The sequence below is a fragment of the Mycolicibacterium nivoides genome (assembly GCF_003855255.1).
GTDB lineage: Bacteria > Actinomycetota > Actinomycetes > Mycobacteriales > Mycobacteriaceae > Mycobacterium > Mycobacterium nivoides.
In genome coordinates this window covers 6,706,667-6,720,694 of the sequence record NZ_CP034072.1, presented here as the reverse complement: position 1 = coordinate 6,720,694, position 14,028 = coordinate 6,706,667, and the positions used below count along the sequence as shown (strand labels likewise).

Genomic DNA, 14,028 nt, shown 5'->3' with positions numbered 1-14,028 from the left:
CGATGATCCCACGACCGTGCGGCCGGTGTGCGGCCGACTAACTGCCGGCAGCGGCCAAGCGCGCGCGTTCCCGCATCGAGGCGACGACTCCGCCGTCGTTGAGGATGTCCGTGCCGGTGAGGTAACCGGCCCGCTCACTCACGCAGTAGGCCAGCAGGTCCGCCATCTCCTCTGGCTTGCCCCACCGCGGCACCGCGGCATCGGCGACCATCGCTCCTGCCCCGGCCTGCTCCTCCAGCCGGCCCATCTCGGTATCGATGGAGCCCGGGGAAACCGACACGATGCGGAGGCCGCGACCATTGAATCGCTCGGCCTGCGACCAGCTGTACCACTTCACGAAGGCCTTGCTGATGGCGTAGGAAAACCCCGATCTCATGTCTTCCGGAGCCATGCCGCACGCCGCCAGCATTTCGCCGAGGAATCGGTCCTGATCCTGCAGTGCCAGCGGAAACTGCTGAGCGGGAATGACTTCCTCGGGCAACAGGTGTGCCGCCATCGACGCCACGTTGACGATCGCCGCGCCCTCGGGCGCGGACGCGAAGAAGGACTCGTTGACATGCAGCGTGCCCAGCGCATTGGTTCTCATGACGTACTCGGCGTCGCCCATGCTGGGACTGACCCCGGCCGCGTGAACGACGGCGCTGACGGTGCCGAGCCCGGCCGCGGTCTCGAACAACCGGTCGACGGCGTCGCGATCGGTGACGTCGGCGTTGGCGATGGTGGCCGGGATACCCAGGTCACCCAGGGCGGTAGCCGCGTCGTCGAGGCGATCCTGCCGTACATCGCACAGCACAACCGCCCGGTCGCGGCCTACCACCTTGGCCGTCGCCAGACCCATGCCACCCGCGCCGCCAGTGATCACCGTCACCTGTGTCATGGCTAGCACGGTAATACCGCAGATCCGCGGCCAAGCTTCAGGGGGTCGTGCGACTGCTCAGCAGCGTCACTCCTGGGTGCCTTCGCTTACGACATCGGGTTGGGTGCCCGAGCGCCTGGCACCCACCGCCTCCACCGCACCAGCACCGACATGGGCAGCGACCACTATCCCGGTCAGGTAAGTGAAATGGGCCAGCAGAGTTTGAGCGAGCGGGTCGAGGTTTCCCGCAAGATGCCCGGAGTCCGTCCGTGCGAACAGACTCCAGCCGACAATGACCAGATAGCTCGCCACGAAGGCCGAGACGATCGCATCCCGCACTGCCGTACGCTTCCTCTCCCGCTCGGAATTGCCGTGCTGAATCCGCCAGACCATCAGGAAAGTCCATACTCCGACCAGGGCAGCCCCGATCTGAAGCGGGCAGTACGTGGACAGCGCGGCAGCCGTGACCGGCGCGGCCACGGCTACGGCCACGTCCACAGCGACAAGTGCTACGAGCTCGACTTCGGCCATAGGTGAAGTTTTCGGCAGAATGCGCGCCCAATCGCGAGTACTGCGCTACCCGAATACGCGGCGCCTGCGATTTTCCCGGCAACCAAATCTGAGCGGCGCGCTGTGCAGGCGGACCGACCGGCATATAACGGGTAGTGATGACAGATGGCCCAACGATGACGCCGGCGAACCGTTGTCGATTGTCCGCGGCGGATCGCGCGCTATGACCTGCCCGTATTGCGGATCGCCACTCGATGACAGCGACACCTGCAGCCGCTGTGGCCAGGTCCGGTCCAGGTCGACCGGCTGGCGCCCGGACCCCACGGCTCGCCACGAAGGTCGCTACTTCGTCACCGGACATCCCACGAATCGGGTCCGCGACGGCCGGACCGTATCGACCGACCCAGCCGGCGGCCGGATGCTGCCCGATTACCTGGAGTTGAAGACCGCGGGCATCCGGTCGACCTGGCTGGGAACCACCGCGGCGGCGGTGATCATCGTGATGACCGCCGCGGTGGTGTGGGTCCTGCTCGTGGCGGGCCGCAGGCCGCCACCCCCGCCGGAAGCCGGATACCTTGCAGCACTGCGGGATGCCGGGCTCAGCGATCAGTTCAATTCCGACGCCAATGCCGTCGCCCACGGGCGGCAGGTGTGCCGCCGGCTGGAAGACGGCGAACCGCAACAGGGCCTGCTGGCCGACAAGATCGCGGTCGACACGTTCTGCCCGCATTTCTCCAAAGGTTTCCGCGTACTCGAAAAAGCTACGGTGAATGGCACTTTCGTCCTCTCCGACAACGCCGGCGTGGAGGGCATCACCTCCGACGGAACAACATGCCAGGGCGCCAACGGATACTCCGATGTCAATTCCGGCACCCTCGTCACCGTCAAGAACGGCAAGGGCGCTGTCCTGGCGAGCACCACCCTGGGACCGGGCAAGAGCGGCGAATCCAACTGCACGTTCTCCTTCACCGTGTCACTGACCGAAGGCGAGGACCGCTACGTTCTGTCCGTCGGACGTCGTGGCGAATTCAGCTACAGCTTCGAACAGCTTGTAGCCAAAGGGATCCTCATGCAGCTCGGCCATTGACGTTTGCGAAATCCGCACCGTGCCACGCATTTCGCTGTTGATGCGCGCTTGCTTATCACGGCGCACGCCGCCGGTCGGACACGATGCGGTCACGACTACGGCTCGCTCACATGTCGACCCCGCAACCATCTGAGAACTTGCCTGGACACGGGTTTCAGGTAGTTCTACGGTTCAGCTCGTCACAATTTTCATCGATGTAATTTTCCGCACGACCCAAGGGAGCTGATCGGGGATGGCCACCTTTGCTCACATCACGGTCAAAACTATTGTCAGCGCCGGATTGTGCGCGACCGCAGTCGGGGCCGCACTAGCGCTGAGCCCGCACGCGGCAGCGGCACTCCAACTCAAGACCGGCGGCTACAAATGCCTTGACGCCGCCGCCGGGGCAGCTGGGGCGGCGCCGGCCGCACCGTGTGCGGCCGCAGCAGTGGAAGCCGCAGGCGTCGTTCCCGCGGCGCCGGTAGCCGTCCCGCCCGTGCCCATCGCGCCGCCACCAGTGGCCGTCCCGCCGGTGCCTCTCGTACCGCCGCCGGTGGTCCCTCCGGTACCCCTGGCGCCCCCTGTGCCAGTCGTACCGGCCGCCGCCCCCGTCCCCGCCGCGGCACCCATCGCTGCCCCGGTGGCCATCGCGGCAGGCACCGGAAAGGGCGTGCCGACCGTTTCGCCCGGGGGCGGACCGGTCGCCGGAACGCCCACGCTGCCCGGTCCGGCGGACGAATCCCCTGCCGGCTAGCCCAACCCCACAACGCAGCGTCACAAAAGGCGCCTGGCCCGCGAGCCAGGCGCCTTTTCTGTGCCTCGGTGTTCGCCTCTGTCAACCATCAACGCCGCGGATCACTGCCTGATAGTGACTGCAATCCGAGGCGCTGAGCGCCGAGACAGGCCAAGGGTTGCCCGCGGGCGGCTGCGTTGCCGTCGTCACCGGCGCGGCTGGTGTGTGCCGGTTCAACTGGCCGCCAGCAGGATTCGCTACTCCTGCACGATCACCGGGTCGCCGATGTTGACCGTGTTGAAGTACCACTCGGCGGCCGCCGGGATCAGGCTGATGCAGCCGTGGCTGGTGTTGTCCAGCCCCATCGACGGGACAGCCCACGGCGCGGAATGCACGAACAGGCCACGGTGGGTGAAGCGAACCGCATAGTCCACATCGAGGAGATAGCCGTCAGGGGCGTCGACGGGAATGCCGACGCTGCTCGAATCCATCTTCACCGTGCGGTCTTTCCCCAACACGGTGTAGGTACCGACCGGGGTCGGGTAATCCGGACGCCCCATGGAGGCCAGCAGCACACCCGGTTCACCGGCGTGCGGCAGATGATGCGGCGCCGGCAGAGCGATCGGCGGGTCTTCACCCAACCCGTCGATGGTCACGGTGAAGGTGTGGTCGGATATGTCGGCGACACCGATAACGGCTGGGCCGGTTTGGAATTCCGTCCGCAAACCACCAACCGACAGCGTCATCGTGCTGTGCGCCGGCCAGAACTGAGCCGGGGTCCAGGACACGGTGTTTGCGTCGAGCCACTCGTACGTACCCGTGCGTGCCGGCGTCGACTTCATCCCGAGGGCGCGTTCGACGACAGGCCGGTTCGAGACCGGATTCTTGAACGTCACCACCACCGGATGGCCCACACCGACGACGGCACCTCCGGCGGGCGCGATCGATTCGATCGTCGACGTCAACGGCATGCTGACCGCGGCCGTGTCGACGCTATTCGTACCGCCGGAAAAGAAGGTCATGGCAACCACGACCACAACGAGAACACCCTGAACAACCGCGCGCATCAATTCGATCCCTCTGCGATGCCCCCATGATCTTGAACGATGTCATGGTATTGGTCCGCAGCGGCCCGAATGTGCAGTCACACGTAGACAATTCGGTCAAGCGTTCGTCACGTTTCGGCCACGGCGCCGAGCCGTCGCACGTTCTGAACGCTCCGATCTCCCGAAGCGTCAGTCCGCGACGGCCTCCTCGCGGGCGGCGTTCAGCTTGAGGACCCGAGCGCACGAGAGCGGGGTCACGAGAGCGTTGGTCCGCAGGCCCGACTGAGGCAGCCGCTGAGATTCGAGGGTGTCGTCGTCTTCCTCAAGCCGATAGGACGAGGGGTGCCTGCGCTTGGCCGCGGCCAGCTCACGCGAGTACCGCTGCGACGAACACCAGAGCGGATGCGTCGCCAACTCGATGACCGTCGAGCCGGCAGCTTTTGTCGCCATCTTCAATGACCTCCAGCGGAGCTTCACGACACTTCTACACAGTGGCAAGAGTGCTCGGCCAAGCTGAGACGATGCACTGAGTTGGCCGTGGACACATTAAGGATCGCTCTTAAACGGCGTTTACACACTAGAAAGAGCCTCACAGAGACGTAATTCACACTCCCGGATTTGACTTTTTTTCGTCCGCTTGTTTGCTACCCCCGGCAACCGGGCTTGGGCGATCGAGCGATAAAGATCATCGCCACCGGCGGTGCCAGCTACCGAAGTCGGGCCAGAACCTCGAACCCCCGCCTGTCGGGGCTGCCACAATCGCGGCAGTTTCTTACATTCGCAAGAAACCCGCACGTAGGCGGCACGCACAAATTAAGGACGGGCGCCAGCGAACGCGCCGCCATTAGCCCCGTCGATGCAGAATCGTTACCCGTCATTTACCCTGTCCCGTGGCCGAGCATCCCTGCTGGAACGTCAATTAGCTCGGTGAAGGGTGGTACGGCTGTGGATGCACATGATCCGAGCGTCGGAGAACATGGGCATCCGACCGTGATTCGGACGTCTCGCACGTCTATCGAGAGCTGGCCGCTGCGGTGGAAGGTCGCCGCGACCCTGGTGTTGCCGATCCTGCTCGCGGCGACGTTCGGCGCGGTCCGCATCTACAACGAACTGTCGGCCGCATCGCGGTTGAACCTCGCGTCAGACAACGCCGTGATCGTCGTACCGGCGGTGGAGCTGGTCGACCGGCTCGACGGGCTGGCCTATGCCGCCGCTTCGGGCGCGCCGCTCGACGAACCGCTCGCACAGTTCGACGAGAGCGCGAAGGCCCTGGACTCGTTGATCACGTCCGCCGAGTTCGACCCGGCCGTGGCCGCACAGCTGACAACCGCATCCTCGACCGCCAAGACCTTGCGCGACGACATCACATCGGGCCCATTGCCGCAGCGGGTGATCGCCGATCGAGCATCCACCGTCGCGTCCGGTGTCGTCTCCGCGATCGCCACGACCACCAAAACCGTCGACGACCGCACCGTGCGCCCGCTCGCGGACCAACTCGTGGACGCGCTCGCGGCCCAGCGAGCGTTGACGACGCAGCGGGTACTGATCGCGGCACCCGACTTCGCCGATTCCGACGAGCTGCGTACCGAGACGGCCGACGCCGCGGGCGCGGAGGCGGCCGCCATCGATCGGCTCAACCGGCTGACGCCCACGGACGACGTCGCGGCCCTGTCCAAGGAATCCGACGTTCGACGCGACAGCTACACGCAGCCGTCCGGCGACAGCGTGCAGACGCCCGCGTTCACCGACGCGATGCGCACGAGCGTCGAGCAGTACCGCGCCATGACACAGCGCCTGTCCTCCGACCTCGACGGCACGCTGCACCATCGGGCCAACGCATTGCGGTCCGATGCTCTGCGTGACACCGCGATCATCCTCGGCGCCGTGCTGGCCGCCCTCGTCTTCGCACTCGCGGTCGGCCGCTCCCTCATCCGGTCGATCGGCCGGCTGCGCCAGGGCGCGCTGCAGGTCGCGCAGGTCGAGCTGCCCGAGGAGATCGAACGCCTCAGCAAGGGCGGCGGCATGCCGGAGATCCACACGCTGCCGTTCCGTACCAATGAAGAGGTCGGGCAGCTCGCGCGCGCGATCGACGACATCCACTCCCAGGCGGTGCGCCTGGCCAGTGAGCACGGTGTCCGTCTGCAGATCGGCGACATGTTCGAAACCCTGTCCCGCCGGAGCCGCTCACTCGTCGAAGAGCAGCTGGCACTCATCGAGACGCTCGAGCTGGACGAGGAAGATCCGGTCCGGCTCGATCACCTCTTCCGCCTCGACCACCTCGCGACGCGCATGCGCCGCAACGGCGACAACCTCCTGGTCCTCGCCGACACTGTGGAACGTCACCGCGCGTCAGCACCCGTCGCACTGCCCGACATGCTGCGTGCCGCGATGTCCGAGGTCGAGGAGTACCGCCGGGTCCAGGTCGGACACGTAGCCGACGTCTCGATCGCCGGCTCGGCCGCAAGCGATATCGGCCACCTGATCGCCGAGCTCCTCGACAACGCCCTCCGATACTCGCCGCCGGACTCGCCGGTGATGGTGACGGTCGGCCGCGCAGTCGACGCCGGCCTGCTGGTCGAGGTTGCCGACCGGGGACTCGGCATGTCCAAGGAAGACTTGACCGCCGCGAACGAACGCCTCGCGCTCGGCGGCGAGGTGACCTCCGAAACCGCCAAGCGGATGGGTCTTTTCGTGGTCGGCCGGTTGGCTCGACGCCATGAGGCCACGGTGCGGCTGCGTACCACCTCGGCGTTGACCGAGCGGCCCGGCGTGACGGCGAGCGTGCACCTTCCGGGCACGCTGGTCTCGCCCATCGGTATGGGTGAAACGCTCGACGATCTGCGGACCGGTTCGTTTTCCGAATCACGACCGCGAGCCGCCGCAGCCGTCCTCGGTGCGCGCACCGGCGCAGGTCTTGCGGCACTCCCCGAGCCGAACGGTTCGCAGACCACGTCGCAGCCGGAACGTGGATCGGACACCCCAGCGAAGGCGACCGCCAGCGGGCTGCCGAAACGATCGCCCGGTGCCAGCGGCGTCAATGGACATCCGGCGACCGTCCCGGCTCCCGCTCAGGCCGCCGTCCCCGAGGAACCCGAACCCCAGCAGCGAGGAAATCCGCTTTCCTATTTCACCTCGGGCAATTCCGACCCGGGCAATTCGAAACCGCCGAGCCCGGAACCCGCACCGGCCAAGAAATCCAGTTGGGTGGATATCGAGACGGAGAGTTTGGAGAGTGCGCCCATCTTCGAGCGGATGGCCTCGGAGTGGCTGATGGACCCGACGACGCCGGAATCCCGCAACCGCGTCTGGGCCAGCGCCGCCGACGCCGGCTGGGCCGCCGCCGCAAAGGCCGCCGAGCAGGAACCCAAGCGGCACACCGCATCCGGACTGCCGATTCGCGAACGCGGAGCGCGCTTGGTGCCGGATGAGGCAAGATCGGAAGCCCAAGCCAGGCCCGACGGCGGGAACGATCCCGCGGCGATCCGAGACATCCTCAGCCGACAGTTGGCGGGCGTACGCAGGGGCCGGGCTGAAACCGACGCAGCACAAAGCCGAATCGAAGGAGATCGATGAACACCGGCACGCAACCACATGACCGGTCCGCGGGCTCTGCTGCAACGCCGTCAGGGACCTCCGGAACCCTCGACTGGTTCGTGTCCAACTTCGTGCGTGACGTACCGGGTGTGTCACACGCGATTCTGGTGTCGGCCGACGGTCTGCTGATGGCTTCGAACTCCCACCTCCCGGCCGATCGTGCCGAGCAATTGGCCGCTGTCACATCCGGATTGGCGAGCTTGTCGGCCGGTGCGGCCCGGCTGTTCGAGGCCGGGAACGTGCGCCAGTCGATCGTCGAGATGGACGACGGGTTCCTGCTGTTGATGGGCGTCGGCAACGGCTCGTATCTGGCCACCCTGGCGTCGATCTCGTGCGACATCGGGCAGGTCGGGTACGAGATGGCGCTGCTCGTCGACCGGGTCGGCAAGACCGTCGAGGCGACACCGCGCGCCACACATGGGGCTCGATGACCCTGAGTATGGACAGGCCTGAGCAGAAACAGTCCGCCAGTCGCGCGCGGCCATACACCCTGACCGGCGGGCGGACCCGCGCACGGGTCGAGGTGCCGATCGAAGCTCCGGTGGAGGCCCTGCTGTCAGCCGGTGAGCTCGACTGCGCGCCAGGCGATATCCCCGCCGTCATCGTTCGGCTGTGCGGCAGCCGACCGTCCATCGCCGAGATCTCGGCGCATGCCGGTCTGCCCATCGGGGTGACCCGGGTGCTGGTGAGCGACCTGGTGGACAGCGGCCACCTTCGTGTTCACGCCACCCTGACCGACCGCTCGACCGTTGCAGAACGGCGCCTACTGATCGAAAGGACCCTCAGTGGATTACGCGCACTCTGACTCCGGCCCCACGGTGTCGTCGACGAAGATCGTGATAGCCGGCGGCTTCGGCGTCGGCAAGACCACGTTCGTCGGCGCCGTGTCGGAGATCGTGCCGTTGCGCACCGAGGCCCTCGTCACGAACGCGTCGCAGGGCCATGACGACCTGGAGGCGATCCCCGGCAAGGAGACCACCACGGTCGCCATGGATTTCGGCCGTATCACGATCGCGGACGACCTCGTGCTGTACCTGTTCGGGACACCCGGGCAACGGCGGTTCTGGTTCATGTGGGACGACCTGGTCCACGGCGCCATCGGCGCGGTGGTGCTCGTCGACACCCGCAGGCTCGAGGACAGCTTCGCGGCCGTCGACTTCTTCGAGGCCCGCAGCCTGCCGTTCCTGATCGCCGTCAACGAGTTCGACGACTCCCCGACCCACAGCATCGAAGAGCTGCGCGAAGCGATGTCGGTGTCCCCCAACGTCCCGATCATCAACGTCGATGCACGGGACCGTGATTCGGCGAAGAACGCGTTGATCGCCATCACCTCGTTCGCGCTGGAACGCCTTCCGTCGACAGCCTTCTAGATCCACCGCCCGTCAGTCTCACAGTCTCGAGGAACCCGTCATGAACCACCAAGTACATCACTTCGACATGGGCCTCTGGCTGCTGTTCCTGGCATACATCGTCTCGGTGACCGGCTCGGTCGTCGGCCTGGCCTGCACTCGTTGCGGCGCCACCGCAACCAGTGGACGCGACCGGCTCCGCTGGCTGCTCATGGCCTCGATCGCCATCGGCGGCGTCGGCATCTGGCTCATGCACTTCATCGCGATGCTCGGCTTCGCGATCCCCAGCAGCATGGTGCGGTACAACCTCGGCTGGACGGTCGCTTCGGCCGTGATCGCGATCGCCGCGGTGTTCGTCGGGCTGATCACCATCGGCCGGGACTTCGATCTGCGCCGGCTGCTGGCCGGCGGCGTGATCACCGGTCTGGCGGTCGCGGTGATGCACTACACCGGCATGTGGGCGGTCCAAATGCAGGGCACGATGACCTACGACACCACTCTCGTCGTCCTGTCCTTCGTGATCGCCGTGGTCGCGGCCACCGCGGCGCTGTGGTTCACGCTCGTCCTCGAATCACGCGGACTGCGTTTCGTGGCCGGCCTGGTGATGGGTGTCGCCGTCGTCGGCATGCACTACACCGGCATGGCCGCGGTGCGGGTGAATGTCGATCACACGATGCCGGTTCCCGGTGGGCCCGAAGTGTTCTCGTTTCTGTTCCCGGTCTTCGTGATCGGCCTGCTCGCACTCGGCGTCCCGATCACCGCCGTGATGCTGGCACCCGATCGCGACGCCGAGGAGGCCGCGGCCGAGTCACGCCCCGTGGCGGCGACGGCCGGGCGGCACCGCTAGACGCGGCACCCTTCACCCGGCGAGCAGACGCGAAAGTACCCGTATTTCACCGTTTTCGGGCACATCCACGTCTGCTCGCGGGGGCTAGGCGATCAGTTCGTCGATCTGGTTGATCGCCGACGAAGCACCCTCGACCACGCCCATGTCCAACACCTGTTGAAGCGCATCGGCGGACTCGTAGGTGCTCACGTAGATCGCACGCGTGCCACCGTTGTGTTCGGCGAAGGTGTAGACGTTCTTCGATACCGGCATCTCCGGGTTCGGGTTGAAGTCCTGGTCGGCGAATCCGTCGTCGAACGAGAAGCTCGTCGGCTCATCGACGGCCGTGACCACCCAGTACCCCGCGTACTTGTCGCCCTCCGGGCTGGTCATGAAGTAGGTGACGCGGCCACCGGGAGTGAGGCTGTGGTCGACCACGGTCGCCGGGTAGGTCGGTGGCCCCCACACCTTCTCCAGCTGACGCGGGTCGGCGTAGACCTGCCAGATGCGCTGCACCGGCGCAGCGAATTCGGCGGTGATCGTCAGGGTCAGATTGTCGAGGTCGTGTTGGACATCGGTAACGGGCATGGCTCAGTCCTCCATGGGATCGGATGCGATCAGTTCATCGATGCGTGCGATGCGGCCACGCCAAACCTGTTCCAGCTCAGTCAACATGGACGCCACCGACCGCACCGCCTCCACGTCACCGCTGGCCAGCTGCTCACGACCGTTGCGTCGCTTGGTGATCAGCCCGGCCTTCTCCAGCACGGCGACGTGCTTTTGCACTGCGGCAAAGCTCATGTCGTACTTCGCCGCGAGCACCGAGACCGAGTGCTCCCCCGCCAGAACCCGGCGCATGATGTCCCGCCTGGTCCGGTCGGCGAGCGCGTGGAACAGGGCATCGGCCTTGTCCTCGTCGCTCTCGGTCACCACACCAACATACAACCAATCGGTTGTATGTTGTCAAGGGGTTTGCGCATCTCCTCGGCGCCTACAGGCAACGAAACTGTGGCACTGGGCCTTTCGATTGAGCGCTAACCCCAGTAGGAAAAGCTGCACACGGGCTTCACTTCCGTCTTGAACGAAACGAGCTTGTCGCCATCCATCGTGATCGTGCAGGTCAGCGCGGCGCTCCCGCCGTCCGCCGCGACCTCCGATTTGAGTTCGTCGTAGACGGAGTACTGCTTCTCCCACGGAAGCGTCACATTCGTCTCGGTCTGCTCCGCACCGCCATTGATCCGGTAGCGGATGGTCACCGGGGCACTGCCCCCGATCACCTTCATGACCGCGGTGCCCACGGGCGCACCGGTCGGCTCGGCCGCCTTCGGCGACTCGGACACCGTGGCACTCGTCGTCTTCGCCACGGGTGTTCCCGTGGTCGTGGTGCATCCGGTGGCCGCCGCAGCGGCCAACGCAACACCGATACCCAGCCAGGAAAAGCCTCTGAACCGACGCATACCCGAGACTACGACGACTGCCTGCCACATTGGCCGCCAAAACCAAGACTGGCATCACACGTTGTCATATATTGGGCCGGCGTGTGTTCGCGGCGGCTGGCATTCCCGTCACCGGCAGATCCGGACACCATCGCGGAATGTCAAGGGGGACATCGGTAATGGTGAAGAATTCGTGCTGCCCGGAGAACGCCAGACGCATGCCGCTGCGGTATGGCCTGTCGATCATGGCCATCGGTGTCGGCATCGGCATCGCGGGCGCGAGCGGGCATCCGGTGGCGTGGGCTGCCCCCGGCACCACCGGTTCATCCGGCTCGTCGGCCTCATCGGGCCAGTCGTCGAGCCAATCGAGTGCGGGAACCGGGCGCGGGCCCAAGAAGCCGGCCGACCGGCGTGGCACACGTCCGAACCGGCCTTCGACGTCCGCGAAGACCCACGACTCGGGCACTGACACCACGGCTCCCGACGCGACGGCGTCGAACGACGACAGCTCCCCCGAGACACAGCCGAATTCGACACCGCTGCAGCAGGAGTCGATCGCCGACATCGTTCGCGAAAAGCTCCGCGACATCAAGCCCTCCATCCCGGCCCGGGCCGGCGGCACGCGTCTGGCCAAGTCCGACTTCTCGCCCGGCGCGACCGCGAAGCGCCTGGCGGCGCTCTCCCCGTCGGCAGTTCCCGACCGCGAGGAGATCCGCTCCGCGGTATCGTCGGCGCCCGCACTCACCCCGGAACGCAAGGCAGCACTGCCGGACATCACGGCGGTCATCCAAGCCGCTCCGAAGACAGCCGCGAACGCGATCCCCCTGACCGCGAAGGTCGCCGCGGTAACCACCACGACCAAGACGACTCCGAACCCTCCGGAGCCGCTGTCGCCGATCGCCAAGATCGCCGAGCTGCCCGGGCGCATCGTCAACACGGTGCTGCAGGTGCTGGACATCACGGTGTCCGCCAACGGCCCGAAGAGCCCGATCAATTTCGCACCGGTCAACGACGCCCTCTTCGCGGCGTTCCGTGAGATCGAAGGCCAGCTGGGGCTGACCAAAACGCCTGCCGTACAACCGGTACCGCCGACGATGACGTACAACGGGCCCACCACCGGCAAGACCCCGACGGTGTCGCAGTTCCTCAACGCCGCGACGGCCGCGTACGTGTGGGGCGGCGCCCCGGGCGACCTGAAACCGTTCGTGGTCAACGGCAAGCAGATGGAATCCACCAATGTGCTGACCGGCATGTCCGGCAAGGCGTGGGTCACGCCGGAAGGCCAGATCATCATCGCCTACCAGGGCACGACGGGTGGCACGAACCTACTGCACAACCCGCTGATCGCGATCTCCCAGGTGATCGCGGACACCCAGGTGATCTTTACCGACACACCGCCCCAGGCCTTCTTCGACGCAGTGGACTTCGAGCAAGAGGTGGAGGCCGCCGCCATCGCGCAGGGCTACCGCAAGGAAGACATCTTTGTCACCGGCCACTCACTCGGCGGATGGGAAGCCGCATACGTGGCACAGCAGACGGGCGTGGGCGGCATCGGTTTCGAGAGCCCCGGCCTCAACACCACGGTGCCGGGCAACGGTGCCGACTCCGGATTCGTCAACGTCCTGACCTACGGGGACACCGCGGCCTACTTCTCCACGGACCTGCCCGGACTGCAGCCGTTCATGCCCGAGTACGTGCCCGGCGGAGGCAGCAAGCCGCACTACGGTTCGATCGTGATGATCGGCAATCCCGACGCCGCCATCCCGCTGATGAACTCGGCAGCGCTGTTGAGCACCGGACCGATCGGAGGCGCCATCTTCGTCGTCGACATCCTGGTCAACTTCCTCCAGTACCACCTGCCCGGCGTCCAGGCCTATCACCTGGGCGTCACCCCGGACCCCGGGGTGGTGCCGTGGCTGGGGAACGCGTCGGGTCCGGTCAACGCCGACTACGCCGACATGACGATCCCGGAGCTGCAGAAGGCGGCGTCGGACGCGGGGACGCTGATCAGGCCGTAGCGGCAGGCCGCTGATCAGGCCGTAGCGGCAGGCCGCTGATCAGGCCGTAGCGGCAGGCCGCTGATCAGGCCGTAGCGGCAGGCCGCTGATCAGGCCGTAGCGGCAGGCCGCTGATCAGGCCTGAGCGGACTCTCGCTGAATCTGTTCTGCGGCTTCTTGTTTGATCCGCTCGAACTGCGCGGCCATGGCCTCGGAAAGGGCGGTCGCACCCGACAGCGGCCGGACCATCACCATGAAGTCGTCGATCTTGCCGTCGGCGTCGTGATGCAGGAAGTCGCATCCGGTGATCTTCTTGCCGTCCACCGTGGCCTCGAAAACCAGCGCGTGATCCTGCCCCGACGCGTCCGCGATTTCCCGGACGTACCGGAAGTCCTCGAAGACCCGCATGACGGCGCGCAGGATCGCTGCCGTGATGGGCTTGCCCGGGTACGGCTTGAATGCCACCGGGCTGGTGAACACCACGTCGTCGGCCAACAGCGCCTCGATCGCGACCTCGTCGCGGGCCTCGACTGCCTTCCTGAACGGATGCATATGCCACCTCCAATACCCGATTCGTCAACTAGCGGCGATGCTAGGCGCGACCCCTTTCAATAG

General features: G+C 66.2%; 16 protein-coding genes. 8 read left to right on the top strand and 8 right to left on the bottom strand.

What is annotated here, in order from left to right; all coding sequences use genetic code 11:
* Nucleotides 1-37: 37 nt before the first annotated feature.
* Nucleotides 38-877, bottom strand: a complete 840-nt coding sequence (locus EH231_RS32750; RefSeq protein WP_124714075.1) for an SDR family oxidoreductase — start codon at nt 875-877, stop codon at nt 38-40.
* Nucleotides 878-943: 66 nt separating this feature from the next.
* Complete coding sequence (locus EH231_RS32745) at nt 944-1,387, bottom strand: hypothetical protein (protein WP_124714074.1); 444 nt, start codon at nt 1,385-1,387, stop codon at nt 944-946.
* 202 nt (nt 1,388-1,589) lie between these two features.
* On the opposite strand from EH231_RS32745, the gene EH231_RS32740 reads away from it, so the two are divergent.
* Both EH231_RS32740 and EH231_RS32735 read left to right on the top strand, forming a co-directional pair.
* Complete coding sequence (locus EH231_RS32740) at nt 1,590-2,453, top strand: DUF732 domain-containing protein (protein WP_090429560.1); 864 nt, start codon at nt 1,590-1,592, stop codon at nt 2,451-2,453.
* A gap of 232 nt (nt 2,454-2,685) precedes the next feature.
* A complete protein-coding gene (locus tag EH231_RS32735) occupies nt 2,686-3,186 on the top strand; it encodes a hypothetical protein (protein WP_090429558.1) in 501 nt (166 codons plus the stop codon).
* 236 nt (nt 3,187-3,422) lie between these two features.
* Here the strand turns inward: EH231_RS32735 and EH231_RS32730 are convergent, their stop codons facing one another.
* Both EH231_RS32730 and EH231_RS32725 read right to left on the bottom strand, forming a co-directional pair.
* Nucleotides 3,423-4,232: a L,D-transpeptidase gene (locus EH231_RS32730; protein WP_090429556.1), complete on the bottom strand. Its 810-nt coding sequence runs from the start codon at nt 4,230-4,232 to the stop codon at nt 3,423-3,425.
* Nucleotides 4,233-4,400: 168 nt separating this feature from the next.
* Nucleotides 4,401-4,661 (bottom strand): hypothetical protein, encoded by a 261-nt coding sequence (locus tag EH231_RS32725; RefSeq protein ID WP_090429554.1) that lies wholly within the window; start codon nt 4,659-4,661, stop codon nt 4,401-4,403.
* Between the two features lie 540 nt (nt 4,662-5,201).
* On the opposite strand from EH231_RS32725, the gene EH231_RS32720 reads away from it, so the two are divergent.
* The 5 genes from EH231_RS32720 to EH231_RS32700 are packed head-to-tail and all read left to right on the top strand — an operon-like array spanning nt 5,202 to nt 10,001.
* Nucleotides 5,202-7,784 (top strand): sensor histidine kinase, encoded by a 2,583-nt coding sequence (locus EH231_RS32720; RefSeq protein ID WP_124714073.1) that lies wholly within the window; start codon nt 5,202-5,204, stop codon nt 7,782-7,784.
* Nucleotides 7,781-8,236 (top strand): roadblock/LC7 domain-containing protein, encoded by a 456-nt coding sequence (locus EH231_RS32715; protein ID WP_234927341.1) that lies wholly within the window; start codon nt 7,781-7,783, stop codon nt 8,234-8,236. Before EH231_RS32720 ends, EH231_RS32715 begins: the two co-directional genes overlap by 4 nt.
* The gene (locus EH231_RS32710) at nt 8,233-8,610 is read left to right on the top strand and encodes a DUF742 domain-containing protein (RefSeq protein WP_090429550.1); all 378 of its coding nucleotides are present in this window, start codon (nt 8,233-8,235) and stop codon (nt 8,608-8,610) included. Before EH231_RS32715 ends, EH231_RS32710 begins: the two co-directional genes overlap by 4 nt.
* The gene (locus EH231_RS32705; RefSeq protein WP_090429548.1) at nt 8,591-9,175 is read left to right on the top strand and encodes a GTP-binding protein; all 585 of its coding nucleotides are present in this window, start codon (nt 8,591-8,593) and stop codon (nt 9,173-9,175) included. The genes EH231_RS32710 and EH231_RS32705 overlap by 20 nt, the downstream gene beginning before the upstream one ends.
* 40 nt (nt 9,176-9,215) lie before the next feature.
* Entirely contained in the window at nt 9,216-10,001 is a 786-nt protein-coding gene (locus EH231_RS32700) for an MHYT domain-containing protein (RefSeq protein WP_090429546.1), read from the top strand.
* Nucleotides 10,002-10,085: 84 nt separating this feature from the next.
* On the opposite strand, the gene EH231_RS32695 is transcribed toward EH231_RS32700, so the two are convergent.
* The 3 genes from EH231_RS32695 to EH231_RS32685 all read right to left on the bottom strand — a co-directional run bounded on the left by EH231_RS32695 (nt 10,086) and on the right by EH231_RS32685 (nt 11,437).
* Nucleotides 10,086-10,568 (bottom strand): SRPBCC family protein, encoded by a 483-nt coding sequence (locus tag EH231_RS32695; RefSeq protein WP_090429544.1) that lies wholly within the window; start codon nt 10,566-10,568, stop codon nt 10,086-10,088.
* 3 nt (nt 10,569-10,571) lie between these two features.
* Entirely contained in the window at nt 10,572-10,910 is a 339-nt protein-coding gene (locus tag EH231_RS32690; RefSeq protein WP_044519001.1) for an ArsR/SmtB family transcription factor, read from the bottom strand.
* Between the two features lie 104 nt (nt 10,911-11,014).
* Nucleotides 11,015-11,437: a hypothetical protein gene (locus EH231_RS32685; protein ID WP_124714072.1), complete on the bottom strand. Its 423-nt coding sequence runs from the start codon at nt 11,435-11,437 to the stop codon at nt 11,015-11,017.
* 158 nt (nt 11,438-11,595) lie between these two features.
* On the opposite strand from EH231_RS32685, the gene EH231_RS32680 reads away from it, so the two are divergent.
* On the top strand, nt 11,596-13,434 hold the full coding sequence (locus EH231_RS32680; RefSeq protein WP_124714071.1) for a hypothetical protein: 1,839 nt from the start codon (nt 11,596-11,598) through the stop codon (nt 13,432-13,434).
* 114 nt (nt 13,435-13,548) lie between these two features.
* On the opposite strand, the gene EH231_RS32675 is transcribed toward EH231_RS32680, so the two are convergent.
* A complete protein-coding gene (locus EH231_RS32675) occupies nt 13,549-13,965 on the bottom strand; it encodes a nuclear transport factor 2 family protein (RefSeq protein ID WP_044514205.1) in 417 nt (138 codons plus the stop codon).
* Between the last annotated feature and the right edge of the window lie 63 nt (nt 13,966-14,028).

Coding starts and splice junctions, on each gene's coding strand:
- EH231_RS32750 (WP_124714075.1), bottom strand. CDS start 877: ATGACACAGGTGACGGTGATCACTGGCGGCGCGGGTGGCATGGGTCTG.
- EH231_RS32745 (WP_124714074.1), bottom strand. CDS start 1,387: ATGGCCGAAGTCGAGCTCGTAGCACTTGTCGCTGTGGACGTGGCCGTA.
- EH231_RS32740 (WP_090429560.1), top strand. CDS start 1,590: ATGACCTGCCCGTATTGCGGATCGCCACTCGATGACAGCGACACCTGC.
- EH231_RS32735 (WP_090429558.1), top strand. CDS start 2,686: ATGGCCACCTTTGCTCACATCACGGTCAAAACTATTGTCAGCGCCGGA.
- EH231_RS32730 (WP_090429556.1), bottom strand. CDS start 4,232: ATGCGCGCGGTTGTTCAGGGTGTTCTCGTTGTGGTCGTGGTTGCCATG.
- EH231_RS32725 (WP_090429554.1), bottom strand. CDS start 4,661: ATGGCGACAAAAGCTGCCGGCTCGACGGTCATCGAGTTGGCGACGCAT.
- EH231_RS32715 (WP_234927341.1), top strand. CDS start 7,781: ATGAACACCGGCACGCAACCACATGACCGGTCCGCGGGCTCTGCTGCA.
- EH231_RS32710 (WP_090429550.1), top strand. CDS start 8,233: ATGACCCTGAGTATGGACAGGCCTGAGCAGAAACAGTCCGCCAGTCGC.
- EH231_RS32700 (WP_090429546.1), top strand. CDS start 9,216: ATGAACCACCAAGTACATCACTTCGACATGGGCCTCTGGCTGCTGTTC.
- EH231_RS32695 (WP_090429544.1), bottom strand. CDS start 10,568: ATGCCCGTTACCGATGTCCAACACGACCTCGACAATCTGACCCTGACG.
- EH231_RS32685 (WP_124714072.1), bottom strand. CDS start 11,437: ATGCGTCGGTTCAGAGGCTTTTCCTGGCTGGGTATCGGTGTTGCGTTG.
- EH231_RS32680 (WP_124714071.1), top strand. CDS start 11,596: ATGGTGAAGAATTCGTGCTGCCCGGAGAACGCCAGACGCATGCCGCTG.
- EH231_RS32675 (WP_044514205.1), bottom strand. CDS start 13,965: ATGCATCCGTTCAGGAAGGCAGTCGAGGCCCGCGACGAGGTCGCGATC.